At 45.8% G+C, this 23,002-nt stretch carries 23 protein-coding genes; 22 read left to right on the forward strand and 1 reads right to left on the reverse strand.

Going from position 1 to position 23,002, the window contains the following annotated elements; translation table 11 throughout:
- Nucleotides 1-1,579 precede the first annotated feature (1,579 nt).
- Together QUB56_RS29530 and QUB56_RS29535 are read left to right on the forward strand one after the other, a co-directional pair.
- Nucleotides 1,580-2,392 carry a Pvc16 family protein gene (locus QUB56_RS29530; RefSeq protein WP_332959882.1) on the forward strand — a complete coding sequence of 271 codons (813 nt, stop codon included), beginning with the start codon at nt 1,580-1,582 and terminating at the stop codon, nt 2,390-2,392.
- Between the two features lie 55 nt (nt 2,393-2,447).
- Nucleotides 2,448-3,824, forward strand: a complete 1,377-nt coding sequence (locus QUB56_RS29535) for a phage tail sheath subtilisin-like domain-containing protein (protein WP_332959884.1) — start codon at nt 2,448-2,450, stop codon at nt 3,822-3,824.
- Here QUB56_RS29535 and QUB56_RS29540 read toward each other — a convergent pair.
- On the reverse strand, nt 3,821-3,976 hold the full coding sequence (locus QUB56_RS29540) for a hypothetical protein (protein WP_332959885.1): 156 nt from the start codon (nt 3,974-3,976) through the stop codon (nt 3,821-3,823). The two genes, QUB56_RS29535 and QUB56_RS29540, sit on opposite strands and share 4 nt — an antisense overlap.
- Between QUB56_RS29540 and QUB56_RS29545 the strand changes: the two genes are divergently transcribed.
- From QUB56_RS29545 to QUB56_RS29635, 20 genes are all read left to right on the forward strand, one after another.
- Nucleotides 3,975-4,400, forward strand: coding sequence for a phage tail protein (locus tag QUB56_RS29545; RefSeq protein WP_332959886.1), 426 nt, complete (start codon nt 3,975-3,977; stop codon nt 4,398-4,400). The two genes, QUB56_RS29540 and QUB56_RS29545, sit on opposite strands and share 2 nt — an antisense overlap.
- Before the next feature lie 201 nt (nt 4,401-4,601).
- The gene (locus QUB56_RS29550) at nt 4,602-4,967 is read left to right on the forward strand and encodes a phage tail assembly protein (protein WP_332959887.1); all 366 of its coding nucleotides are present in this window, start codon (nt 4,602-4,604) and stop codon (nt 4,965-4,967) included.
- Complete coding sequence (locus QUB56_RS37450) at nt 4,910-5,122, forward strand: DUF6760 family protein (protein ID WP_445243416.1); 213 nt, start codon at nt 4,910-4,912, stop codon at nt 5,120-5,122. The genes QUB56_RS29550 and QUB56_RS37450 overlap by 58 nt, the downstream gene beginning before the upstream one ends.
- 195 nt (nt 5,123-5,317) lie before the next feature.
- Complete coding sequence (locus QUB56_RS29555) at nt 5,318-6,826, forward strand: hypothetical protein (protein ID WP_332959889.1); 1,509 nt, start codon at nt 5,318-5,320, stop codon at nt 6,824-6,826.
- Nucleotides 6,823-7,533 carry a CIS tube protein gene (locus tag QUB56_RS29560; protein ID WP_332959891.1) on the forward strand — a complete coding sequence of 237 codons (711 nt, stop codon included), beginning with the start codon at nt 6,823-6,825 and terminating at the stop codon, nt 7,531-7,533. The genes QUB56_RS29555 and QUB56_RS29560 overlap by 4 nt, the downstream gene beginning before the upstream one ends.
- 13 nt (nt 7,534-7,546) lie before the next feature.
- Complete coding sequence (locus QUB56_RS29565) at nt 7,547-8,620, forward strand: contractile injection system protein, VgrG/Pvc8 family (RefSeq protein WP_332959894.1); 1,074 nt, start codon at nt 7,547-7,549, stop codon at nt 8,618-8,620.
- Between the two features lie 285 nt (nt 8,621-8,905).
- Nucleotides 8,906-9,598 carry a phage baseplate assembly protein V gene (locus QUB56_RS29570; RefSeq protein ID WP_332959895.1) on the forward strand — a complete coding sequence of 231 codons (693 nt, stop codon included), beginning with the start codon at nt 8,906-8,908 and terminating at the stop codon, nt 9,596-9,598.
- A 38-nt stretch (nt 9,599-9,636) separates the two neighbouring features.
- On the forward strand, nt 9,637-10,038 hold the full coding sequence (locus QUB56_RS29575) for a PAAR domain-containing protein (protein WP_332959897.1): 402 nt from the start codon (nt 9,637-9,639) through the stop codon (nt 10,036-10,038).
- Between the two features lie 13 nt (nt 10,039-10,051).
- Nucleotides 10,052-10,492, forward strand: coding sequence for a GPW/gp25 family protein (locus tag QUB56_RS29580; RefSeq protein ID WP_332959899.1), 441 nt, complete (start codon nt 10,052-10,054; stop codon nt 10,490-10,492).
- On the forward strand, nt 10,492-13,716 hold the full coding sequence (locus QUB56_RS29585) for a putative baseplate assembly protein (protein ID WP_332959901.1): 3,225 nt from the start codon (nt 10,492-10,494) through the stop codon (nt 13,714-13,716). The genes QUB56_RS29580 and QUB56_RS29585 overlap by 1 nt, the downstream gene beginning before the upstream one ends.
- A gap of 12 nt (nt 13,717-13,728) precedes the next feature.
- Entirely contained in the window at nt 13,729-14,766 is a 1,038-nt protein-coding gene (locus QUB56_RS29590; RefSeq protein ID WP_332959903.1) for a hypothetical protein, read from the forward strand.
- Nucleotides 14,756-15,460 carry a phage tail protein gene (locus QUB56_RS29595; RefSeq protein ID WP_332959905.1) on the forward strand — a complete coding sequence of 235 codons (705 nt, stop codon included), beginning with the start codon at nt 14,756-14,758 and terminating at the stop codon, nt 15,458-15,460. The genes QUB56_RS29590 and QUB56_RS29595 overlap by 11 nt, the downstream gene beginning before the upstream one ends.
- Before the next feature lie 90 nt (nt 15,461-15,550).
- Nucleotides 15,551-17,059, forward strand: coding sequence for a hypothetical protein (locus tag QUB56_RS29600; protein WP_332959906.1), 1,509 nt, complete (start codon nt 15,551-15,553; stop codon nt 17,057-17,059).
- Nucleotides 17,060-17,068: 9 nt separating this feature from the next.
- Nucleotides 17,069-17,476, forward strand: a complete 408-nt coding sequence (locus tag QUB56_RS29605) for a hypothetical protein (protein ID WP_332959907.1) — start codon at nt 17,069-17,071, stop codon at nt 17,474-17,476.
- 21 nt (nt 17,477-17,497) lie between these two features.
- Complete coding sequence (locus QUB56_RS29610; RefSeq protein ID WP_332959908.1) at nt 17,498-18,604, forward strand: hypothetical protein; 1,107 nt, start codon at nt 17,498-17,500, stop codon at nt 18,602-18,604.
- A gap of 66 nt (nt 18,605-18,670) precedes the next feature.
- Entirely contained in the window at nt 18,671-18,898 is a 228-nt protein-coding gene (locus QUB56_RS29615) for a hypothetical protein (protein WP_332959909.1), read from the forward strand.
- Nucleotides 18,899-19,009: 111 nt separating this feature from the next.
- Nucleotides 19,010-20,578, forward strand: a complete 1,569-nt coding sequence (locus QUB56_RS29620; RefSeq protein WP_332959910.1) for a hypothetical protein — start codon at nt 19,010-19,012, stop codon at nt 20,576-20,578.
- Nucleotides 20,579-20,685: 107 nt separating this feature from the next.
- Nucleotides 20,686-20,913 (forward strand): hypothetical protein, encoded by a 228-nt coding sequence (locus tag QUB56_RS29625; protein WP_332959911.1) that lies wholly within the window; start codon nt 20,686-20,688, stop codon nt 20,911-20,913.
- 111 nt (nt 20,914-21,024) lie between these two features.
- Nucleotides 21,025-21,753 (forward strand): hypothetical protein, encoded by a 729-nt coding sequence (locus QUB56_RS29630; protein WP_332959912.1) that lies wholly within the window; start codon nt 21,025-21,027, stop codon nt 21,751-21,753.
- Nucleotides 21,754-21,801: 48 nt separating this feature from the next.
- The gene (locus tag QUB56_RS29635; protein WP_332959913.1) at nt 21,802-22,974 is read left to right on the forward strand and encodes a tail fiber domain-containing protein; all 1,173 of its coding nucleotides are present in this window, start codon (nt 21,802-21,804) and stop codon (nt 22,972-22,974) included.
- Nucleotides 22,975-23,002: the final 28 nt, after the last annotated feature.

Genomic DNA, 23,002 nt, shown 5'->3' on the forward strand with positions numbered 1-23,002 from the left:
CAAACTTGATTATAGGTTTGAGTTCGGTTCACAGAGATCGAGTCTATTTGCGGTTTTTTGTCAAGTACAATTTATACTAAATTAGATGAGCTTACCCTGAGATTACTAGATTGACATTCAGGACAAATCATAGCTGAATTTTCGTTGATTGTTAGCGCTCAGCATACCACAACTGTGCAACGCCCCTGGTTGATTCCCCGGTAAATCGATAGCGAATAAGGAAGCCACAATTTCTATAAACGGATAGGGGGGAAACTCAAATTTGCCCATCCAAGACTTGGAATCGCGAAAGCTAGGTCAAGGAATAATTAAACTTTAACTCTGTACAATAAATTATTAGTCCTTACTGCATCTCCTCCACCATACCTCTTATGTCAGATCAACCTGCACTCCTAATCGAGCTGTTCCGTGCGGCATCCTCCGCCTTCAACGCGCTAGACATTGACGCTGCCCTTGCCCTCATGACTCCGGACGTGGCGAAAGCCGAAAGCGTTCAAACGTGGTTTTGTCCGTGGGGCTCAAGAAGTTCGCGCTTACTGGACAGAGCAATGGAGCGAGATCAATCCGCACATCGAGCCGATTTCTTTTTACTCGGAGGAGGTCGGGCGCATTTTGGTCGATGTGCATCAGGTCGTGCGTGACGAAGTTGGATCAGTTCTTGCCGATGAGCACGTGGGTCATCGATTCCCTTTGAACACAGCTTGATTCAAGCTATGGAAGTCTGTCCACTTCCATCGTCCATCCCTAATGCCTAACCACGCGGTTCAAAGGTGGCGTCTTTGGCATTGCCGAGACATTCATAAGCAAGTTGACGAAATTCCCGTAATTGTTCAAACTTCATGGCAGGTAGATTTCAGATTTTTAGCTGCATTCTCAATCTTCTACCCTTACGCTGTCTGTTGAAACTATCGCAGACAGTTTTTTTCTGTTGCAAGTCTCCCAGAACGTTGACGGTCGCTGGCATCTATCTTATGGTTGAGTCTGATAGCTGGTTGCCAGCGACCATTGCCGTTCTTGAGAACTGTTCGCTAGTCTCAAAGCTATCGCAGTTTTTGACCTGCTTAGTCTAAACTCCAATAATCTATATTCTCAAAGACAAAGCTACTTCTATGGATCATTTACCTGTTAAGCCAGGGCTGAAGTTTGAAAATTGCGAAAACATCCAAAGTTAATACTTTTGTAAAGACCGGAGCACAATCTCCAAAAGTTGAATTAATATCTGCTAGTATAAATCTGATTACAATAGACTTATCCCAAAAATACGGTCAAGAACAGGCATCCTGCCTGTTCTACAACACTTATGGGAGAGATTCAATACACCCCAATCACCCAATTGTCTTCCATCAGGAGTTTTGCTAATTTTTATCCGAGTCATTTCGGTAGAAATGGAGTTTTAATGTTGGACTATACTTTTCCATTTAAATCTCAAACAGCTTATTACCATTCCAATTGATGGGAATTTGTATCGCTTTTGACGAATTGCCAATTCCGAATCATTGGATCATCTAAGAAAAGATTCCCGATCGAATCAATCTGTTTTGATCGCCACTTGTTCATGCGAGTCTTTCATCAGAAAACCATGATTCAAGACTTGAGCCAAACCCTGAGAGCGCTTTTAGACCAGCCCGGTTTACCCGAACCTCTTGCATCGGCAGAGATTGCATTCGATCGCCCGATCGAACAATTTAATCCCCAAACAACCACGATCGATCTCTTCCTCTACGACATTCGGGAAAATTTAGAACTGCGGAGCAACGAACCGGACCTTGAAATCGATTTCAGCAGTGGAATGGCGACTCTTCGCCGTCCCGCCATGCGAGTCGATTGCACCTATCTGATTACGGCATGGCCCGTGGGAGGGATGGAAATTGCCCTGCAAGAACACCAGCTTTTGAGCCAGGTGCTGCAATTGTTTGCACGCTACCCAACGATTCCCGAACCCTTTTTGCAGGGGGGTCTGGGAGGACAAGAACCCCCTCTGCCACTGACGATTTCCGCCGCTGACGGACTCAAAAACCCTGCGGAATTTTGGACGGCGCTGAGTAGCCCTTTGAGAGCCTCGATCGCCATCCGGGTGACACTTTCTCTGAGTTCCGCCGACGCTGAAACCCTACCGATCGCGATCGCTCACAAACTGAGTCTGAACGGGGAAATTGGCTACCAATTTGGCGGACAAGTCACCGATGCGAGCAACAAACCGATCGTAGATGCAACCGTCACATTAGTCGAACGGAACGTCTCTGTAACCACGGATGCCGAGGGCTGCTACAGATTCAGCGCGGTTCCTGCCCAGACCTATATCTTACGAGTGAAGCGACCCAACATCACCGATCGAGATTTCCCAATAACCGTTCCTCCCCTGACTGCAAGTCAATATAACGTGCGCGTGTGATTTGGGGTTTGTTCTATTACCCATTACCCATTAACTATTAACTCGGAGTAAATCTATGCCACAGTACCTATCTCCCGGTGTTTATGTTGAAGAAGTTCCACCTAGCGCCCGTCCGATCGCGGGTGTAGGAACGAGTACAGCAGGGTTTATCGGGATTGTGCCAGATACACTCACAATTCCGATCGAAGCTGTCAGAAATGAAAAGGTTGCCACAGGAGATGACACGGTTAAAGCGTTTAAGTTACAAAAATATCCCGTTGACACCACCGCCGAAACCTTTAAAGTCTACGTCAACGGTACGGCAGCAACAGTAACCCTTACCAACGACGGTCAGAAAAAAGAATCAACCGTCACGTTCAATACAGCGCCAGTTAAAGATGCGAAGATTACTGCCGATTATACAGTCATTTCTACCTTGACAGTCGCTGCCGAGAAACAAGAGAAACTGTGTACGAATTTCAGCAAATTTAAAGAGTTTTTTGGCGACTTTTCCACCGATTTGGATCAAAACAAACTCGCCCATGCCGTCTACGGTTTCTTTAACAATGGTGGGACAACTTGTTATGTCATTCGGATTAAGGATAAAAACGGTCTGGAAGCTGCGCTAGCCCGATTCGCGGCAATCGATGAAATTGCGATCGTCGCCATTCCAGGAATTACGACCGAAGCGGAACAAGAAGCCGTTCTCGTTCATTGCGAAAACCTGAAAGATCGAGTGGCAATTCTGGACGGGCAACAAAATCCCAAAGCCTTTACCAAAGAACTGATTCAAGCTGCTACTAAAGATAGTACCTACGGAGCCATTTACTTTCCTTGGATTAAGGTTGATGACCCAGTTCAAAAAATCCTCAAACCTGGCAGCGATGGCACTGTAATCGTTCCTCCTAGCGGATATATTGCTGGAGTTTATGCTCGCGTCGATAGCGAGCGGGGCGTTTATAAAGCACCTGCTAATGAAGGAATTCGCGGTGCATTGGATGTCGAATATCGCCTGACTCAAGCCGATCAAAGCTTGCTCAATCCAGGTGGAGTTAATGTCCTTCGTGCCTTCGGTGGCAACATCAAAATTTGGGGTGCACGGACGATGGGTGGCGATGCCAATGCTGAGTTTAAATACATTAGCACGCGCCGCTTATTTAACTTCTTGCGCGAGTCAATCGATGACGGAACTCAATTTGCTGTATTTGAACCCAATAGTAAATCGTTGTGGCAGCAGATCGTTCGCAATGTCAGCGATTTTCTATTAGGACAATGGCGCGATGGGGCGTTGTTTGGCGATACACCAAAGCAAGCCTTTTTTGTCAAGTGCGATGCCGAAACCAACCCATCTGATGTGCGAGAACGGGGACAAGTGGTGACAGAAATTGGTGTGGCGATCGTCAAACCGGCTGAATTTGTGATTTTCCGCATTCAACAGATTACAGGTAGTTAATATAGCAATCCCAAACCGGTTATAACCTTCCACGCTAGTTCTTCAGCTCGCACGACAAAGATTATGGCTTGGATGGATAACACAACCCCTAAGAGGACTGCTGTAAATTCAACGTTCAACCTTTCACCATTCAAAAAAGGAGAATAACTCATGGCGAGAGTAGATCCGTATAAAAACTTTCGATTTCTTGTGGAAATTGATGGCATTATTCAAGCTGGCTTTTCTGAATGTACCGGCTTTGGTTCGGAAGTTCAAGTGGTGGAATATCGGGAAGGAGGCGATCCAACAACCGCTCGCAAACTATCGGGAATGGCAAAATATTCTGATATTACATTGAAGTGGGGAATTACGGACTCCAGAGAGCTGTATGACTGGCATTTAGCCGCAGTTAACGGCGATATACAGCGCAAGAATGGTTCGATAGTCACTTTCAACGATAAGGGTGAGGAAAAGGTGCGCTGGAACTTCTTTAGTGCTTGGCCGAGCAAGTACGCTGGCCCAGGTTTTAATGCTAAGGGAAACGATACGGCGATCGATACGCTAACGGTGGTGTGCGAACGAATGGAAAGGGCTTAAGTAGTGGGGAATTAGCCCTCACAAACCCCTCTCCCTCAATTTTGGAAAGGGGCTTAAACCCCGCTCGACTTCTTTTCACAAACAGGACTTAGGCATAGACAATTACATATAGCGAGTGCAAATGTCATTTGCCTCTAAAGATGTGCTTCAAAGGAAAATTTGCGTTAGTCCTGACAAAATCCAAACTCTAAAATCGTATCTATGTTTCGAACCGAGTACGAATTTACACTGCCAATGGGTTATATAGATGCGGAGGGAAATCTGCACCGCGAAGGCGTGATGCGGTTAGCCACTGGTACAGATGAAATTCAACCGTTGAAAGACCCTCGCGTACAAGCAAATCCAGCTTATTTAATCGTGATTTTGCTGTCGCGGGTCGTCACGCGCCTCGGTTCTTTAGAGGCAATTAACCCGAAAATTATTGAGAGTTTATTTGCCGCCGATCTGGCTTATTTGCAGGAGCTATACAACCGCATGAATAGCAACGGAACGAGATCTATTGAGGTGTTGTGTCCTCACTGTCAGCAAGCATTTGCTGTGGAGTTAGACCAACCGGGGGAATTTTAGGCTACCCCCTCGATCGCATTTATGAGGAGGTAGCCTATGTTGCTTATCACTTTCACTGGAATCCGGAATTACTCATGGATATGGAACACTCAGAACGGCGGCGCTGGGTGGAGGAAGTTGCCCAAATTAATCGGCGATTGAATGAGGAGGAGTAGTTAATAGTTGAGAGTTGATAGTTGAGAGTTGATAGTTGAGAGGTTGGCGAATGGAATTCACGCCTACTCAAATCAAAGTCCGCCTATGCGGACTAATCAATTTCTTAACCCAGGTAGGTGGGTTTCGATCCTGTAGTCGCGGTTTCAACCGCCCGATCTTCCATAAAAACCAAAATCTAAAATCTAACATCTAAAATGAATGAGCCTTTATCAGTCGGAGGAAACGAACAGCAAGCGGTGAATGCTTCGACTTCACCAGCAATTTTGCAGCGCTTGCACCAGCGATTATTGCAACCTTATGGGGCGATTAATACCCAGCAACTTCACTGTCATGCCGATCGCACTCAAACCCTGACAACACGACTGATACAACGATCGGATTTACCTGCACAAATTCAATCGCGCTATCAAGTGGAGAAAGCTAGCTCGCCGGAATGGGTTTCACGGTTCAACGGACAGCGAACTGAGAGTCCAGGTGGGGTTCACTATGAGATGGCACAGCGAGTTGTCTCGGATGATATAGGGGAAACTTATGCGGATGAGCGATCGCAGATACAGACACTTGACTCGCATATGGAAACCGTCCCAGAACGTGCAATCTCATCCCCTCCAAAGGTCACTCCAACTGCGCCATCTTCTATCCAGCGGAAAGAAACACCAACACCAGAAATCCCCTCTACAACTGCGAGATCGGAACAGTTTCGAGTCAGTCGGCGAGCAATCCCTTCAACAATTTTTCCAACAATCTCTCAATCTATCAGCGAATCGACGGGGACACAATTGAATGCAGAAACTAAATTGATGCGTGCAGAATCTTCACCCGATACCCAAATTGAACCCTCTCAAACCCCAGCAAGTACGGTGAATTCTCCGATTTCAGTTCAAACCAAATCTGACGTATATTTTGATAGTGGGAGACAACAAGCAACAAGCAACAGGCAACCGGAAATGGTAGAAAGTTTAGTTGATTCTAGTCAAATCCGCGATCGCACGGCGGATGTTTTGCCGACAATCAAAGTCGCAATCCCGATTCAGCAACCGGAATCTCATTCTCTAGGAAAAATCCGGCGATCGCTTTCTACGCCAACTCAAAACCCTCAAATCCAAAAGGAAGCCGATATTATCTCTCAGAAAATAGATGTTTTACCCACTGTTAAATCAGAAAATTTTAAAGTAAAACCAATGCAACCGATAGAGTCTTCTTTAGAGAAGAAAGTATTGATGCGCTCGCCTCAAAGTTCCGACTCTTTTGCCGAGACTTCAGAACTACAAGAAAACGATCGAACTCCAGTTTCTCCGTTTCTAAAGACGGAATCTTTACCCAGTGTTAATTTACCCAAAGTTAAAATCTCCGCTACCCAACTCTCTTCGATCGCCTCACCCATTGTGCAGTCGAAATTTCTTTCTCTCTCTCCCAAATCAGGTTCTCCAATATCAGGTTCTTCAATATCGGGAAATCAAGAAAGGGGAGTCAGCAGCGAGGGCAACTTTTCGCCTCCCTTTGTCAAGCCGACTTTGATTCAACGGCAAGAAGACATTGCTGCACCGGCGGAACCCCCAACTCCGGCGATTCCACCTGCCGCGCCACCCGCAGCAACTCCTGCTAGCGGTGAGGTAGATGTTGCTGAAATTGCCGAACAAGTGAGTCGAATTCTGGGTCGCCAGATGATTGTAGAACGCGAACGTCGGGGGTTAAATTCATGAGTCCGGGATTAGCCAAATTAACGATAACACCCTTCGCCAAAAAAGGCGATCGGTACGAACGATTAGCACCCATTCCCGTGCTATTTAATCCGGAATCTTATTCGATTGCCAAAGCCGTCACTTGGAGTCCACCACAAAACTCTGGCGGTGGCGGAGGGGCAAAAACACAAAGTAAGGTGAATGCACCGATTATTTCCTTTGGTGGTGGTGGAAGTCGTCAATTGAGTTTGGAATTGTTTTTTGATGTCACTGCACCCATTGAAAGAAACGGTCAAAAAATTGTCATTCAGGATGTGCGAGAAGAAACCAATAAAATTGTCACCCTCACCCGCATCGAACGAGATGAAGATCAACCGAGAGTCTGCGAAATTGCCTGGGGAAAATCTCCTGTTGGTTCTGATTTTCCATTTGTGGGTGCAATTAGCAGCCTGACGCAAAAGTTTGTCCAGTTCAAACGAGATGGCACGCCTGTTCGCGCTAATTTAACGGTCACCTTAATCGAGTTTCTCGATCCCAAATTGGATAAGTTGCGAACCGATCCAGAATTAACAACTCACGTTATTAGAGGAGGAGATAGCCTTAGCAATATTGCGGCAGAATTATATCGCGATCCAACTCGTTGGCGAATTATTGCAGAAGCCAATAATATTGACGATCCGCGCTATTTAGAAGTAGGACGCAGACTCACAATTCCTAAAATTCGGTAATTGGTAATATTATATGCCCATTCCTCAACCTAGTGGTCCACTTGTTCCCGATTTTGATATTCTCATCAACGGTTCGCCGCTGTCGGTGGAGATGGAGTCTCATGTCATTGAAGTCGCGATTGAAGAAGATGTCATGTTTCCCAGTATGTTTGCGATCGCAATATCGGGTTCTGCCAGTCGCGCCGCAGAAATGGAATGGATGAACGATCGCATTTTTGCGATTGGTAATGAAGTGGAAATTCGTATGGGATATGCCAACGATTTGGCAACCATTATCGTCGGTGAAATTACCAGCTTAGAACCCGAATTTGCCCAGAATCGAGCGCCCAGTCTTACCTTACGCGGATTCGATCGCCGCCACCGATTGCAACGCGGTTCTAAAACGCGAACGTTCACCCAACAAAAAGATAGCGATATCGCCTCCAAAATTGCGGTAGAAGCACAGTTAACCGCGCAAGTTAAAGATAGTCAAGTCATACACGATTACGTGATTCAAGCCGAGCGAACCGATTGGGCATTTTTGCAAGAACGTGCCCGAAATATTCAATATGAGGTGGTGGTTGAAAATAAAACCCTATTTTTTCGTCCGGTTGGTAACGCGCAAAGCGAAATTGTCACCATATCTCTCGCACAAGATTTACTAGAATTTTATCCGCGCCTTTCTGTGGCGCAGCAAGTGAGTGAAGTTGCAGTACGCGGTTGGAATTTTAAGGAGAAACAAGAAGTGGTTAGTCAAGCCAGAAGTGGTTCTGAAGTGAGCAAAATGGGCGGACAAACTTTAGGGGCAGGACTGGCAGAATCTGCCTTTGGAAAAAAAAGTGTGAAAGGAATGAGCGATCGCCCCGTCGCAACGCAAGCTGAAGCCGATCGCCTGGCGGAAGCGAAGTTTAATCAAATTGCTCTAGAGTTGATTTCTGGTGAAGGAGTTTGTTTTGGTAGAACGGATTTGAAAGCCGGAAAAGTCATCAAAATAGAGGGGGTTAGCGAGCAGTTTAGCGGTCAATATTATCTAACTGCGGTGAGGCATCGCTATCAACCTGCTAAGGGCTATTATACCCAGTTTACGGTGAAGAGAAATGCAATTTAAAAGAGGTTGTATGTTAGATGGCTATAGAATTAGTGGGCAAATAGAATTTGCGCGGCAGTTGTTCATGGGAGAAACCCCCAAAGCCACACTGCCTTGCCTGCAGAAACGAATTCCACCTTCGCGGACTTTCTCAAACCCACAGAGGTGGGTTTTGATTCTGTAGCAGCGGTTTTAACCGCCACGTTTCTACAGAATATGTAGATTCTGTTTTTGTTACAAAATGTCAACAAAATTCCAGATTTTGCACATTCAAAATTTATATTGTTATGATACAGGAAACCTAAAATGGAATTATTGAATGCACTCTTAGATTCGGGAAAGGGCAAAGCTAATATTGCGCCAATTCAAGGGGTGGTCATTGGCATTGTTACCAATAATCAAGACCCTGAAAATTTAGGTCGAGTCAAAGTTAAATTTCCCTGGCTCAGTCAAGAAGATGAAAGCACCTGGGCCAGAATTGCCGCACCAATGGCAGGGAACAATAGAGGCGCCTACTTTCTACCAGAAGTGGACGACGAAGTTCTCGTGGCCTTTGAACGAGGAGACTTGAGATTTCCTTACATTTTGGGTGCTTTGTGGAATGGGAAGGATGCACCGCCCGAAAAGAACGAAGATGGGGGAAATCATGTTCGATCGATCGTTTCTCGCAGCGGTCATGTCATTCGGTTAAACGATAAAGACGGAAATGAAAAGATAGAAATTATCGATAAAAGTCAAAAAAATAGCATTGTTTTTGATACGGCCAATAACACGATTAAAATTACGACCAATAAAGACATTAAACTTTCAGCGCCTCAAGGTGCGATCGAGTTAGACGCGCAAACAATCTCAATAAAATCTTCAGCCGATACCAAAATTGAAGCTCAAAACCTTGAAATCAAATCGTCGGTTGATACAAAGATAGAAGCGAGTGCGGGGATGGATATAAACGCAAACGCCGCGATGAATCTCAAAGGTGCAACGATAAACCTCAATTAAGTTCAATTAATTTATCTAAACAAGAAGAGGATTCACTTATGGGACAACCCGCAGCAAAACAAGGCGACAAAATTATTGCGGCAGACACGCACATTGTCATGGTTCCAGCGCCACCCGGTTCACCTGTACCCACACCTTTGTCTCACCCCTTTACAGGCATTATCAATGGCAGCCTCAGTAGCAATGTCAACATTATGGGAATGGCAGCCGCAACGGCAGACAGTACGGCGGACAATACGCCACCTCATACTCCAACGCCGCCTGGAACCGCGTTTCAAAAACCTCCAAGCAATAAAGCCACTATCAACATAGGCAGTCCTACCGTCAAAATCAACGGCAAAATGGCGGCAAGAAATGGCGATAGCGCCCTCACTTGTAACGACCCGGCGGACTTACCGATCGGAAAAGTTATTGCAGTTTGCACTGTATTTATCGGTTAGCGAGGAAGCAAGAATGTCTAAACTTTTTCTAGGACGCGGTGTCGGATTTCCCATTAGTTTGAGTGGGGAGGGAAACCTCAACTCTGCTGACTATGAAGAAAGCGTGCGCCAGTCTATTTTGATGATTCTCGGAACGGCAAAAGGCGAACGGGTGATGCGTCCCGACTTTGGTTGCGGAATTTATGACTTGGTATTTGAAACAAATACATCGTCTACAGCCGGGAGAATTTCTCAGGCAGTTCAAGAAGCCTTGCTCGTATTTGAACCGCGCATTGATGTTGTCGATGTCCGCGTCAATAGCAGAATGTTCAGTAACACTCAGAATGGAGAAGCAGAACTTCAACTTGCGAATAATGGCAACGTCCTGCTGATTAATATTGACTATCGAGTACGGGCAACCAATAACGTTTTTAATTTAGTGTATCCCTTTTATTTAGAAAGGAGTTCCGGCTGATGGTAAAACCTGCTCCTAAAATTGACGATCGCACCGCAGCAGTCATCACCGAACAGATACAAACATTGCTGGAAGTTTATGCACCCGAATGGAAAGAGTTCGATACCGATCCAGCAACGGGACAGCGAAAATCTCAAGGTATTTCTGCGGGGATAATTGGTGTATTTTCTCGCTTCTGCGAAATTATTATTCAGCGACTCGATCGCGTCCCCGATAAAAACTTATTGGCATTTCTGAATTTATTAGGGGCTTCCCGTTTGCCACCACAACCCGCACGAGTTCCGCTCACTTTTTCTTTAGCGAAGGGGAGTACAGTCAATGCGATCGTGCCTGCGGGAACTCAAGTCGCAGCACCGCCAGGGGAAGGAGAAAAAGAGCCGATTATTTTTGAAACCGAAGGTGAATTAGTCGTTACCTCTGTCCAAATCTCCTCTATTTTTGTGCACGATCCCCAACAAGATAAGTGGAGCGATCGCACCTCTTGGCTAACTGCCAACGATTCAGTTGAAGGTTTTGTCTTTCGCGGCGATCGCCAGATCGAACACAGTCTTTATCTAGCTTGCGATGAACTTTTAACTCTACCGATTCCCAAAACCGTCACCTTCACGATTCAATCTTCTCAGGTGAACTCGTTAGCACAATTGCCTCTAATTTGGTCTTATTGGGATGGCAAAAATTGGCGGCCTCTATCAGTAACCTCCTCAATAGATGGAGAGTGGAAAGTATCAATTCCTAACTGTCCCATTCCAGTTACGCGATTGATTGACAGCATAGCAGCCTCTTGGATTAAAGTACAGCTAAATCGGTCTGTCCTCGCAGATTCTTCAACCCTACCCTCCATTCAATCCATCCAAGCCAGTATTCGGGTGGATCGAAGCAATTTATTGCCCGATCTTGCTTTTAACAACACCATACCTCTCGATCTAACCAACGATTTTTATCCCTTTGGCGAAACCCCTCACCTCAACAATGCTTTCTACCTCGCCAGTCAGGAAGTCTTTTCCAAAGGAGCAGCTACTGTTACCGTCAACATTACTATGAGTGACACGGTTCCTGTCAACCCAACTGGTAATATTCAAGTCGCTTGGGAAGCTTGGAATGGGAGTGCTTGGCAGCCGTTATCGGTCAATTCGAGTAACCCGGAAGCAGTCAAATTTCTCCAAAGCGGGTCAGTTACTTTTACCCTACCTAAGCCAATGGGTTTGCGGGAAGTAAATGGTAAAACAAATTACTGGATTCGCATACGGATCGTCGGAGGAAACTACGGTCAGGACTCGGTTGCCGGTCAAGTTTTTACCATCACAACCCTTAATCAAACTAGCCAAAATATCAACAACAAGGGACTACTTACTGTTAACAGCATCAGAGGGTTTATGCCCAACGATCGCATCCAGATCGCCGCAGGTACGAATACTCAGGAATTTCGAGAAATCGAATCGATCGATATCCCCAGTAACAGATTAACCTTAAAAACAGCCCTGCAAAATACGCATCCAGTCGGAACCGGAGTGTGGCTGGCTAATAACACAGTTGTATCTCCACTTTCACCGCCGTTCTTAAAGTCTCTCAAGCTGAGTTATACCTATGATACTTCTGGGTCTAAACAGCCTCTATCTTCCTGTCACAGTTACAATAATTTCACCTACGAAAATTGCACGAATTTAACAAAGCCATTTCTTCCTTTCAAGTCTTCAAGAGAAACAAACTCATCTCTTTATCTGGGATTTACCTTACCTCAAAATAGGAGTGATTTTCCCGATCGCCCCTTCAGTCTTTTCGTTCGCTTAGCAGACTTGAACGACGGGGCAAAATCCGATCGCCTGCAGTTGTCTTGGCAATACTGGAACGGGCAAGCTTGGTCAAAATTCACCCTTGAGAAAGATGGAACCGAAAACTTTACCCGATCGGGATTAATTCGATTTTTAGTTCCAGCCGATTTTAAACCCAAAACTGAGTTTGGGCAATCGGAACGTTACTGGTTGCGAGTGCAGAAGTTACAAGGAAATTATGCCGTTGAACCGCAAGTCCAATACTTTGCCCTGAATACGACTTTTGCGAAGCAAAGCATTACGATCGCCAACGAAATTCTGGGTTCTAGCGACGGGACGGAAAATCAGAAATTTCGGACAACCAGAGCGCCCATTCTGGACGGTCAAGCGCTACAAGTTCGCGAACCAGAAATGCCATCGGCAACCGAAGGAGAAAATCTCCAAAAGATATATGGAAATGATGCAATTATCGTCGAGCGAGATGAGGCAGGAAACGCGCATAAAATTTGGGTAATGTGGCAAGAAGTTCCTGATTTTTATGCGTCGGCAGGGCGCGATCGCCATTATACCCTCAACCACATCACCGGAGAAATTCAGTTTGGCAACGGGTTAAATGGAATGATCCCTTTAACAGGAATTGGTAACATTCGCATGGCGCGCTATCAAACAGGTGGCGGCAAAATTGGCAACCAAAATGCTAACACGATCGTGCAGCTTAAAACCACCATTCCCTATGTCGAAAAAGTCACCAATCTAGAACCAGCAACAGGCGGTGCAGATGCTGAAACCTTGGAGTCCTTAAAAGAGCGAATGCCACGCACAATCCGTCACGGAGGACGAGCCGTTACCTTAGAAGATTACGAAGATTTAGCTATGTTAGCCTCGACGGAAGTGGCTAGAGCAAAATGCGTTCCCTTACGTAACCTTACACCGAGTCCCGAGAGCGAAGATTTCTCCGAGTATCGTCAAGTGGTACCGGGATATACCAGCATTATTATCGTGCCTCGATCGCTAGAAGCTAAACCGCTACCCAGTCTGGAACTTCTCGATCGGGTTCGGAATGCTTTCAACACCAGCAGTACCCTTACCGCAAAGTTTTCCGTTATTTCTCCTCTCTATATTTGCATCAGCGTCGCTGCGGAAGTTGCCCTCATTTCCCTAGACGGTGCGAGTGCTGTAGAACAAGCCATCGAACAAAAATTAACCCGGTTTCTGCATCCGGTGACGGGTGGGGTAGATGGGAACGGCTGGGACTTTGGGCGGGAACCTTACAAGTCAGATTTTTACAGGCAAATTGAATCGGTTTCGGGTGTTGACCACGTTCGCAGTTTAAGAATCGAGCAAACCGTAAATGGAGAAAAAAATGCCACACAAGTTAAAGCAATTCGACAAACGGGACTGTTTCTGGTTCATTCTGGAAAACACGCGATAGATCTAGTTTTTGAAGAATCATAAGGAGGAACTGCTATGCCACTAGAACTGCCCAACTTAGACGATCGCACGTATAAAGATTTGCTAGAAGAAGCGATCGCTCAAATTCCCAACTATGCGCCCAAATGGACAAACTACAACCCCTCAGATCCCGGCATCGCGATAATTGAGATGTTCACCTATCTGACGGAGATGCAGATTTATCGGCTCAACCGGGTAACGGATAACAATTTGCGGGCATTTCTCAAACTTTTAAATGGAGAAGATTGGATACAAACACAAGATTTGCAAACAGAAATCCGAGAGGCAGTTTTGCGACTGCGATCGGGCGATCGTGCCGTAACGCGCGAGGATTACGAACGGCTGAGTACCGAGAATTTTAACCGCTGGCTGACAGAAACTGGGCAACTACAAGTAGTACAAGGAGGAAAAGGAACAGTAGGACGCATTCAACGCGCCTACTGCGTTGTCGATCGCAATTTGGAGAAAAACATCGAAAAAGAGCGCAAAGAACCCGCCTCAGGTCATGTAAGCGTCGTTATTATCCCATCTGAGGGGGCGATCGCACCCAACGAACTCGGACTGCAACCCAGCGAAGAACAGCGCAACGCCCTCTGGGAGTATCTCAACGATCGCCGCCTCCTCACCACTCGCCATCACGTTGTCGGTCCCATCTACGTCCCCATCAGCCCTACAATTCAAGTTGTCCGCCAACCCGATGCGTTAGACAAAGATTTGCGCGATCGAATTGTGCAGGCGATCGAAGATTTTTTCAGTCCCCTACCCACTTCTAACTCGCAAGGTTGGCCATTCGGGCGCAATGTTTATGTATCGGAACTTTACGAGTTATTAGAACAAGTTGAAGGCATCGATTATATCCCCCACATTGAGTTAAGCAGCGAGTGTCCTCCCCAAAGCAAGCGTTGTGTTGCGGCAGAAGTCATTAACAAGGAGGAAGAGAATAAGGAGAAAGAGCAAATTGGTTTGCGATTGTACGACCATCATTTACCCGCAGCACGCCTCGATCTGTCAAAAATCACGATTTTGACAGGAGGGGGAAGCAATGCCACTTAGCGATCGCCCCGGACAAGCCAGCAGCCTACTCAATTACCTACCTGTCATTTTCCAAGAAAACAGCGCACCCGGTCAACCCAACTTTTTGGGGCGATTCCTGTTGGCATTTGAACGCATCTTACTCGGATTGGGGGAAGTTTCCGACAAAGTTCCAACACCTGGATTGGAGGAATCGATCGCCCAACTCGATCGCTATTTTGACCCAGAACATACGCCCTCTGAATTTTTGCCTTGGCTAGCAGGTTGGGTTGCCCTGACCCTACGAGATGACTGGGAAGAAAAGGAAAAGCGGCGATTTATCGGTCGTATAGTCCCGCTTTACCAACAGCGTGGCACGAAGGGCGGGTTGGAAAAATTGCTGCTGGCTTACACCGGACTGCCAAAGGAAAGCGTGCGCGTCTACGAACTAACACAACCTTTGCAGGTAGGAATAACCTCAACCGTCGGCGTAGATACTGCGATCGGTAGCGGACTGCCACACTATTTTGTGGTCAAAATGTCCCTTCCCATTTCCACAGAAATCGATCGAAAGCGTCGAGAACAAATTGCCCACTCCATTATCGATCGCGAAAAACCCGCTCACACCTACTATAACCTCATCGTTGAGTTTCCCACCATCCAGGTCGGCATAACCTCAACGGTCGGCAAAGATACCTTAATTGGCACGCGACCGTTAGGGACCAGTGGGGAATGAAGAAATGGGAAACAATTACCCCTTCCCAATTACTAATTACCCCTTCCCAATTACCAATCACCCATTACCAACTAATTAAAGGAGTTTATTGTGGCAGACCCAGATATCAGAAAACGATTAAATTACTATACTGGCTTGTTTCTTCAAGAAGAAGATTTTATTGCCGAACAAAACTATCATGTCTCACAGCAAAAAGAGCAGAACAAACTGCTCCTCACCCCCGGCATTGTCGATCCCAACACTGGATTAGCCGTTACAGTTTCCGCCGATAAAACTAAAGTCACGGTGTCTGCTGGCGTGGCGATCGATGCTGCAGGAAATCAGTTAATCGTTTTCGATGGAGATGAGAACCGCAAAGACATTGCTACCACGTCTACAACTGAACAAGATGTGTTTCTCACCCTCTCGTCCCAGGAGTTAATAACCGATGCACCACCAGGAGGAACGGGGACGCGCATTTTTGCAAAACCCAAGTTTGAAGTCATTCCGACAAATCAGGCACCCTCAGAAGATGTCAAAATTCGCTTAGCCCAACTGAAAATCAGATCGACTGGCATCGTCGGTACGCCCGATTTCTCGGTTCGCAAAGCGGCAGGAGTCCGGGTGGCTGGGGGATTGGCGGGTTTGAAAGTCGGTGGAACAGAAGTTCGCAGTCCCGGTGGCACGATCGAACTAATCCAGGGTGGTGCGATCGCTCTAACCCCCAACAACACGACCCAACAAATAACCATTAGTGAGAACCACTCTACCCTCAAAAACAATCCCCACACGGTAACAGCAGCCCAAGTTGGGGCGCTGCCAAGTGTTGGAGGGAATGTGACAGGTAACCTCAACGTCCTGGGAACTAATATCAAGCTTAACGTTCAAACCGCTACCCCCGGCTTAACGGGAACGCCAGGTGCTGCCTTTGTTTGGAACAACCCCACAGGTGTTGACTTCAACACAACGGGTTGCTGTGGCTTAGTCGCCAAAATTACTTCTGCTCCCGGCATTGCTCCCAATCCTGTCAGCGCTGCGATCGCGGGAATTGCTGGTATAGATAAGGTAAATGGCGTTTATGCGACAGCTAAAACTGGAACCCACGCGCTCAACGTCGAGGGGACTGCCCGCATTACCGGACAAATTAGCAGCACCCATTTAGTGGATACCTTTATTAATGCCAGCGGACAAAAGCTCAAAACAGGTGATGTGATTAAACTCAAAGGAACTCCCGTGACTCGTTTTCGAGGGTTAAATAATAAGGCTCCCGTCGCTGAAGTTACCCTTGCCGATCGGGAAAACGATCCCCTTGTAATTGGTATTGTCGATTGCGAAGCCATCCCCGATGCCGAATCTCCCGATACCCGGATGAATCCCGAAGATCCAACATTTATTGAAAATGGCGGGGAGCTATATGTCGTGACTTTGGGAACATTTGCTCATTGCCAAGTAGATGCCACCGAAGCGCCAATTGAAGTCGGCGATTTACTGACTTCCTCCAAAAATCCCGGTCACGCCAAAAAAGCAACTACACCTCAAATCGGCAGCATTATTGGCAAAGCCCTCGAACCGATGGCAAAGGGAACAGGTTACATTGCCGTATTTGTGAATATTCAATAGGAGGCGATTATGGCTGTTGCATTTTTTCAGGTTCAGTTATCTGTTCAACCGAAAGGAGGTGGCAAAGCTGAGTTAGTTTTGCCCCAGGTTTTACAGGAATTCAACTATCAATTTGTTGCGGTCAAAGACGGCTGCGAGGAAGGAATTATCAAACTCGACACGTCTGATGCAAATTTGAAAAAGGTTGAAAAGGAGAAGAATTGTAAAAAGTTAACAGAACCGCAAATGGAAGCCTTGAAAAATAGTTATCCAGTCCCCAAACTAAAACAAAAGTATCAATCGCCCTCTCCAGAGGAAGTTGAAACCAGCAGCGAACCATTTGCTCTTGACGATCGCGGCAACCGAATTCTCGAGACTTGGCAAACCGTGCGATCGGGATTTTATCTCATCGACGTACCAGTTTTGAATCAAGTTTAACGGGAAACCAAGGAGAAAATTATGGCAGGTTATCAATATAGCACACTTTCCGTCAGCGAAAAAATAGGAATTGGTACCGACAACCCGATCGCCCAACTTCACATATCTTCCTCAACCGCTGCGCCCAGCCAAGCCTTTCTCGAATCGGGTGGAGCCTTACTCACATTGAGTGTTGATGCCAGTGGTGCAAAACTGGGTACAGATAACGCTTTTCCCTTGAGTATTTTGACCGATGGCTCTTCTCGAATGGCGATCGATGCTGTGGGAAATGTCGGCATTGGCACAACTTCAACTCTCACAGAAAAATTGACAGTCAATGGCAATATTAAATCCATTTCATTTCTCGGTAATGGTGCAACCTTAGACGGCATTGTCAAAAAATCTGGGGATACCATGACTGGCTCCTTGACGGTGCAAAATAACCTTACTGTGACTGGCAATGTGGGGATTGGCACAAACCAACCCCAGGGAAAATTAGATGTCCGAGGAGACATTCGCGCTGGAAATTCCGATATCTATTTGACGAAAACCGATCACAATTTTACGGGGATTGGTAATACTGCTGGTTTTGCGGCGATCGAAAATGCTGTCAATTATGATGCGTTGATGATTTTAGGTAGAGCGGGGACTTCCAAAGGTCGCAGCGTCAAATTATGGGACTATCTACAAGTCAATGGAGACTTAGAAGTTACTGGAAATGTTGGGATTGGCACTAATAGCCCCGATCGAAAACTTGTCGTTCAAGGCGGCGAAACTAGCCTGCAACAAGAAGAGTGGCAAACTCCAACCTTTCAAAACGGATGGGGAAATTATTCAACTGAATACAATTCCGCAGCATACTTCAAGGATAGCCTTGGTGTGATTCACCTGCGCGGGCTAGTTAAAAATGGCAGCGGGACTATTTTCACCCTACCTGAAGGTTATAGACCCCCTCGCAGAGAACTCTTTGGGGTAGTAACTTATCCCGATGCTATGGGGCGAATTGATATTTTTGCCGATGGACAAGTTTATATGGTAGCTGGCAACAGCGGATGGATTTCTCTGGATGGAATCATCTTTAAGGCCGGTAGCAGAAGAATTCCACGGCCCGATGTCGGGACTCGCATTCCCATCCCTCTCAACCCATAATCGTTAATCCACAATAAATCTCAAGCAATATTTTTGGCACAATCGACATTTTTTCGGAGTTAAATCATGAAAAACAAACTAGAACAGCGCCTCCAAGAACTTAAATCAGAATTTGAATCCGGACAAAAAATGTTATTGGATTTAGAGGGACAGCAAGCAAATCTCAAAACCACTCTACTTCGCATCAGTGGAGCAATTCAGGTGCTAGAGGAACTGCTGTCACCCGATCGAGAACCCACAGAAAATAACGATCGCGTTCTAGAAACTGTTGGCGCGATCGCTCAACCCGATTAATCTTTAAAGCGTAGGTTGGGGAGCCACTCCGGTCTTGGTGTCTCCCCAATTAGAGGAAGTGGCGTTCGAGGTAACGAGACCCAACACCCAGAAATTTTGAAGGAGAAAATCATGGCAGATCATCAATTTACAGGCACACTTTCCGTCACCGACAAAATAGGAATTGGCACCGAAAACCCGCTCGCCCAACTTCACATATTTTCCTCAACCGCGCCCATCCAAGCCTTTCTCGAATCGGATCAAGTTTTACTCAGATTGAGTGTTGATGCCAGTGGTGCAACACTGGGTACAGCTAACGAGTTTCCGCTGAGTCTTTCGACTTATGGCTCTCCTCGAATGGCGATCGATGCTGCGGGAAATGTCGGCATTGGCACAACTTCAACTCTCACAGAAAAATTGACAGTCAATGGCAATATTAAATCCATTTCATTTCTCGGTAATGGTGCAACCTTAGACGGCATTGTCAAAAAATCTGGGGATACCATGACTGGCTCCTTGACGGTGCAAAATAACCTTACTGTGACTGGCAATGTGGGGATTGGCACAAACCAACCCCAGGGAAAATTAGATGTCCGAGGAGACATTCGCGCTGGAAATTCCGACATCTATTTCACGAAAACCGATCACAATTCTACGGGGATTGGTAATGCTGCTGGTTTTGCAGCGATCGAAAATGCTGTCAATTATGATGCGTTGATGATTTTAGGTAGAGCGGGAACTTCCAAAGGTCGCAGCGTCAAATTATGGGACTACTTGCAAGTCAATGGAGACTTAGAGGTTACAGGTAATATTACCGTTACGAAAGGATTGAAGATTAACGGAGATTTTGAATTACCCAACACAGGAGGACAATTTGCCAGATTCACCAATCAAAAATTCGGCAATGAAAGTAGCTTTAAAAACAACAATGTAAAACTGAGCCTAGGAAGTTATTTTGGCATTGGGATTCCCAATAATCAGGAATATGAATTGGCAATTGGTCACACCTTCGCGTGGTACATCAGTGGCGGAGGAGAGTTGAAATTTTACACAAACTTTGTAAAACGGTTTTCCATCAATCAATCAGGAGATTTGTATTGTGCGGGATCTAAAGCAGGGTTCGTTGCCGATTATTTCGTAAATCGAGTGGGCGATACCTTAGAACAAGGCGATGTCGTTGTTATCAGCGAATATCAAGTCTCTCATTACTCTGGGGCTCAAAATAATATTCCTATTCTTGAAGTTGATTTAACCGATCGCGCTTGTGATACCCGCGTGTGCGGTATTGTCGCCAAGTTTGTTACAGAACAGGATTTGCCCTTTGTAGAAGTCGCACCCGACTCAGAAACTCCCCCACCAGAACTGATAGAACAACTGATGTCTGAAGCAACAGAAAATTCAGAATCTTACACCCATCCTCTCAAACCATTTGCTTCTGAATTCAAAGAAGACGCAGACCCAAACAAAGTGCAAGACCAGCAAATGGGATTAATGGTCACTCTCGGTGCTTTTTCTCACTGCAAAGTCGATGCTGACATTGCCCCAATTGCGGTCGGTGATTTATTGACCACCAGCCCCACGCGAGGTCACGCTCAAAAAGTTTTGGAACCCGAAAAAGCTGTAGGTTCGATCGTCGGTAAAGCCTTAGCCTCCCTGGATAAAGGCAAAGGAAAAATTCCTGTTTTAGTGATGTTGCAGTGATTGAATTCCTGCTTCTTCCTCGAGGGTTATTCATTGTAGTAGCGTGGTACAGTTGAAAATGTAACCCACCAAAACACCATTTATCGACATTTTTTTGGAGTTAATTTATGAAAGAGCAACTAGAACAACGCCTCCAAAAACTCAAATCCGAATTTGAATCCGGACAAAAAATGCTATCGGATTTAGAGGCACAACAGGAAAATCTCAAAACTACACTGCTACGCATTAGTGGAGCTATTCAGGTATTAGAAGAATTGCTGTCAGCCGATCGAGAACCCACAGAAAATAACGATCGCGTTCTAGAACCAGTTGGCGCGAACGCTCAACCCGACTAATCTTTAAACCGTAGGTTGGGGAGCCACTCCGGTCTTGGTGTCTCCCCAATTAAAGGAAGTGGCCTTCGAGGTAACGAGACCCAACACCCAGAAATTTTGAAGGAGAAAATCATGGCAGATCATCCATTTACAGGCACACTTTCCGTCACTGATAAAGTAGGGATTGGAATTGAAAACCCGATCGCCCAACTTCACATATCTTCCTCAACCGCTGCACCCAGCCAAGCCTTTCTAGAATCCAGTGGAGCTTTGCTCAAATTGAGCGTTGATGCCAACGGTGCAAAATTGGGTACAGATAACGCTTTTTCTCTGAGTCTTTTGACCGATGGCTCTCCTCGAATTGCGATTGATGCTGTGGGAAATGTCGGCATTGGCACCAACAATCCACAAGCAAAATTAGAGGTTAAGGGGACAGTGAAAGCAGACGCATTTCAAGGGGATGGCTCAAAGTTAACTGGAATTAAACCGATCGAAAATGGAACGGTGGCAATCGCCCAACTCAAAGCAACTGTTGTCGTACAGGGTTCCGTTTCGGTTACAGATACAGCCAGGGTGAAAATTCAGACAACGCCAGCCAACGAACATACTTTTTACCTGGCAAGTGTTTCCTTTGTGTCTAGTAATTCTGGAGAGAAATTACCAATTCCTGTGCCGTACAACTGGAGGTTTGAAGTTCAACCGCAGCAGATGCCCATCTCCTCAAAAAATCCGCCTTTCCCCCTGGCTGGAAGCATCCACTTTTTGGTCATTGAAGCTGATGAAACAGTTGTAGGAACACTGAAGTCATTAGGTATCAGCTTTACGGTAGCTTACAAGGTTTATCGTCTCAGTGAAACTTGAAAATGGCGTCTTCAATAAATCGTGACAAGATATGGTAAGGAGACTATCATGGCAGACCAAACAATCGAAGGAAAACTTTCAGTCACTGACAAAATTGGAATTGGAATTAATGAGCCGATCGCCCAACTTCACATATCTTCCTCAACCGCTGCACCCAGCCAAGCCTTTCTAGAATCCAGTGGAGCCTTACTCAAATTGAGCGTTGATGCCAGCGGTGCAAAGTTGGGGACAGATAACGCTTTTTCGCTGAGTATTATAACCGATGGTTTTCCTCGAATTGCGATCGATGCCGTGGGAAATATAGGCATTGGCGTGCCAACTCCCTCAACCAAGTTAGAAGTGAATGGCACGATTAAAGCAACAGAATTTCAAGGCAATGGTGTAACTTTAGATGGCATTGTCAAGAAATCAGGAGATATCATGACTGGATCGCTAACAGTTAGTGGCGATGTTCAAGCTACCTCATTCCTCGGTAATGGTGCAACCTTAGACGGCATAGTCAAAAAAGATGGGGACACTATGACTGGACCGCTAACTGTTCAGAATAATCTCACAGTTGTAGGGAATGTAACAGCTAACCAATTTGTAGGAAATGGTTCGGAATTAACGGGAATTGTGGGAACCACTCAATGGTCTAATGGTACAGAGGAAATTATTTACTACAGCGGTGGAAATGTTGGCATTGGCACAAATGATCCCACCGCCAGATTACATATTTCTGACGACTTCAGAGGTAACCTAAAATTATTGGCAACATCAGAAGTCGGACATGACTTTGGTTATGACGGTGGGGGTGATAGTTCCTTTTGGTTCGCTCATTTTGGAGCAGAAACCGGAGAGACATTATTTAGATGGGAGGACGGCAGTTCAGCTAGAGATTTGTTAAAAATTCAAAATAACGGTAACGTCATTGGTAATTTTGTCCAAAACTCTTCCAAGGATTTAAAAGAAAATATTCACCAGCTTTCTAGTCAAGAAGCCCTTCAAGCATTGGCAGAACTCAGTCCGGTAAAATTCACTTACAAAGCCGATCGCGAAAAGCATCAACATATCGGATTTGTCGCTGAAGATGTTCCAGAATCGATCGCAAGCTCTGACAAAAAAGGATTGGGCATTATGGATATTGTTGGCGTATTAACGCAAGTCCTGAAAGAGCAGCAAACGACCATATCATTATTAACCGAAAAAGTAAAGTTTTTAGAGGTGCAAATCCAAAAATAACATGAACACAGTGATTCGATCGTCAACT

It is taken from the genome of Microcoleus sp. AR_TQ3_B6 (genome assembly GCF_036702785.1).
GTDB lineage: Bacteria > Cyanobacteriota > Cyanobacteriia > Cyanobacteriales > Microcoleaceae > Microcoleus.

Bases quoted from the DNA above. Each gene is read 5' to 3' on its own strand.
- QUB56_RS29530 (WP_332959882.1), top strand. From the start codon at position 1,580: ATGATTCAAGACTTGAGCCAAACCCTGAGAGCGCTTTTAGACCAGCCC.
- QUB56_RS29535 (WP_332959884.1), top strand. From the start codon at position 2,448: ATGCCACAGTACCTATCTCCCGGTGTTTATGTTGAAGAAGTTCCACCT.
- QUB56_RS29545 (WP_332959886.1), top strand. From the start codon at position 3,975: ATGGCGAGAGTAGATCCGTATAAAAACTTTCGATTTCTTGTGGAAATT.
- QUB56_RS29540 (WP_332959885.1), bottom strand. From the start codon at position 3,976: ATGAGTTATTCTCCTTTTTTGAATGGTGAAAGGTTGAACGTTGAATTT.
- QUB56_RS29550 (WP_332959887.1), top strand. From the start codon at position 4,602: ATGTTTCGAACCGAGTACGAATTTACACTGCCAATGGGTTATATAGAT.
- QUB56_RS29555 (WP_332959889.1), top strand. From the start codon at position 5,318: ATGAATGAGCCTTTATCAGTCGGAGGAAACGAACAGCAAGCGGTGAAT.
- QUB56_RS29560 (WP_332959891.1), top strand. From the start codon at position 6,823: ATGAGTCCGGGATTAGCCAAATTAACGATAACACCCTTCGCCAAAAAA.
- QUB56_RS29565 (WP_332959894.1), top strand. From the start codon at position 7,547: ATGCCCATTCCTCAACCTAGTGGTCCACTTGTTCCCGATTTTGATATT.
- QUB56_RS29570 (WP_332959895.1), top strand. From the start codon at position 8,906: ATGGAATTATTGAATGCACTCTTAGATTCGGGAAAGGGCAAAGCTAAT.
- QUB56_RS29575 (WP_332959897.1), top strand. From the start codon at position 9,637: ATGGGACAACCCGCAGCAAAACAAGGCGACAAAATTATTGCGGCAGAC.
- QUB56_RS29580 (WP_332959899.1), top strand. From the start codon at position 10,052: ATGTCTAAACTTTTTCTAGGACGCGGTGTCGGATTTCCCATTAGTTTG.
- QUB56_RS29585 (WP_332959901.1), top strand. From the start codon at position 10,492: ATGGTAAAACCTGCTCCTAAAATTGACGATCGCACCGCAGCAGTCATC.
- QUB56_RS29590 (WP_332959903.1), top strand. From the start codon at position 13,729: ATGCCACTAGAACTGCCCAACTTAGACGATCGCACGTATAAAGATTTG.
- QUB56_RS29595 (WP_332959905.1), top strand. From the start codon at position 14,756: ATGCCACTTAGCGATCGCCCCGGACAAGCCAGCAGCCTACTCAATTAC.
- QUB56_RS29605 (WP_332959907.1), top strand. From the start codon at position 17,069: ATGGCTGTTGCATTTTTTCAGGTTCAGTTATCTGTTCAACCGAAAGGA.
- QUB56_RS29610 (WP_332959908.1), top strand. From the start codon at position 17,498: ATGGCAGGTTATCAATATAGCACACTTTCCGTCAGCGAAAAAATAGGA.
- QUB56_RS29615 (WP_332959909.1), top strand. From the start codon at position 18,671: ATGAAAAACAAACTAGAACAGCGCCTCCAAGAACTTAAATCAGAATTT.
- QUB56_RS29620 (WP_332959910.1), top strand. From the start codon at position 19,010: ATGGCAGATCATCAATTTACAGGCACACTTTCCGTCACCGACAAAATA.
- QUB56_RS29625 (WP_332959911.1), top strand. From the start codon at position 20,686: ATGAAAGAGCAACTAGAACAACGCCTCCAAAAACTCAAATCCGAATTT.
- QUB56_RS29630 (WP_332959912.1), top strand. From the start codon at position 21,025: ATGGCAGATCATCCATTTACAGGCACACTTTCCGTCACTGATAAAGTA.
- QUB56_RS29635 (WP_332959913.1), top strand. From the start codon at position 21,802: ATGGCAGACCAAACAATCGAAGGAAAACTTTCAGTCACTGACAAAATT.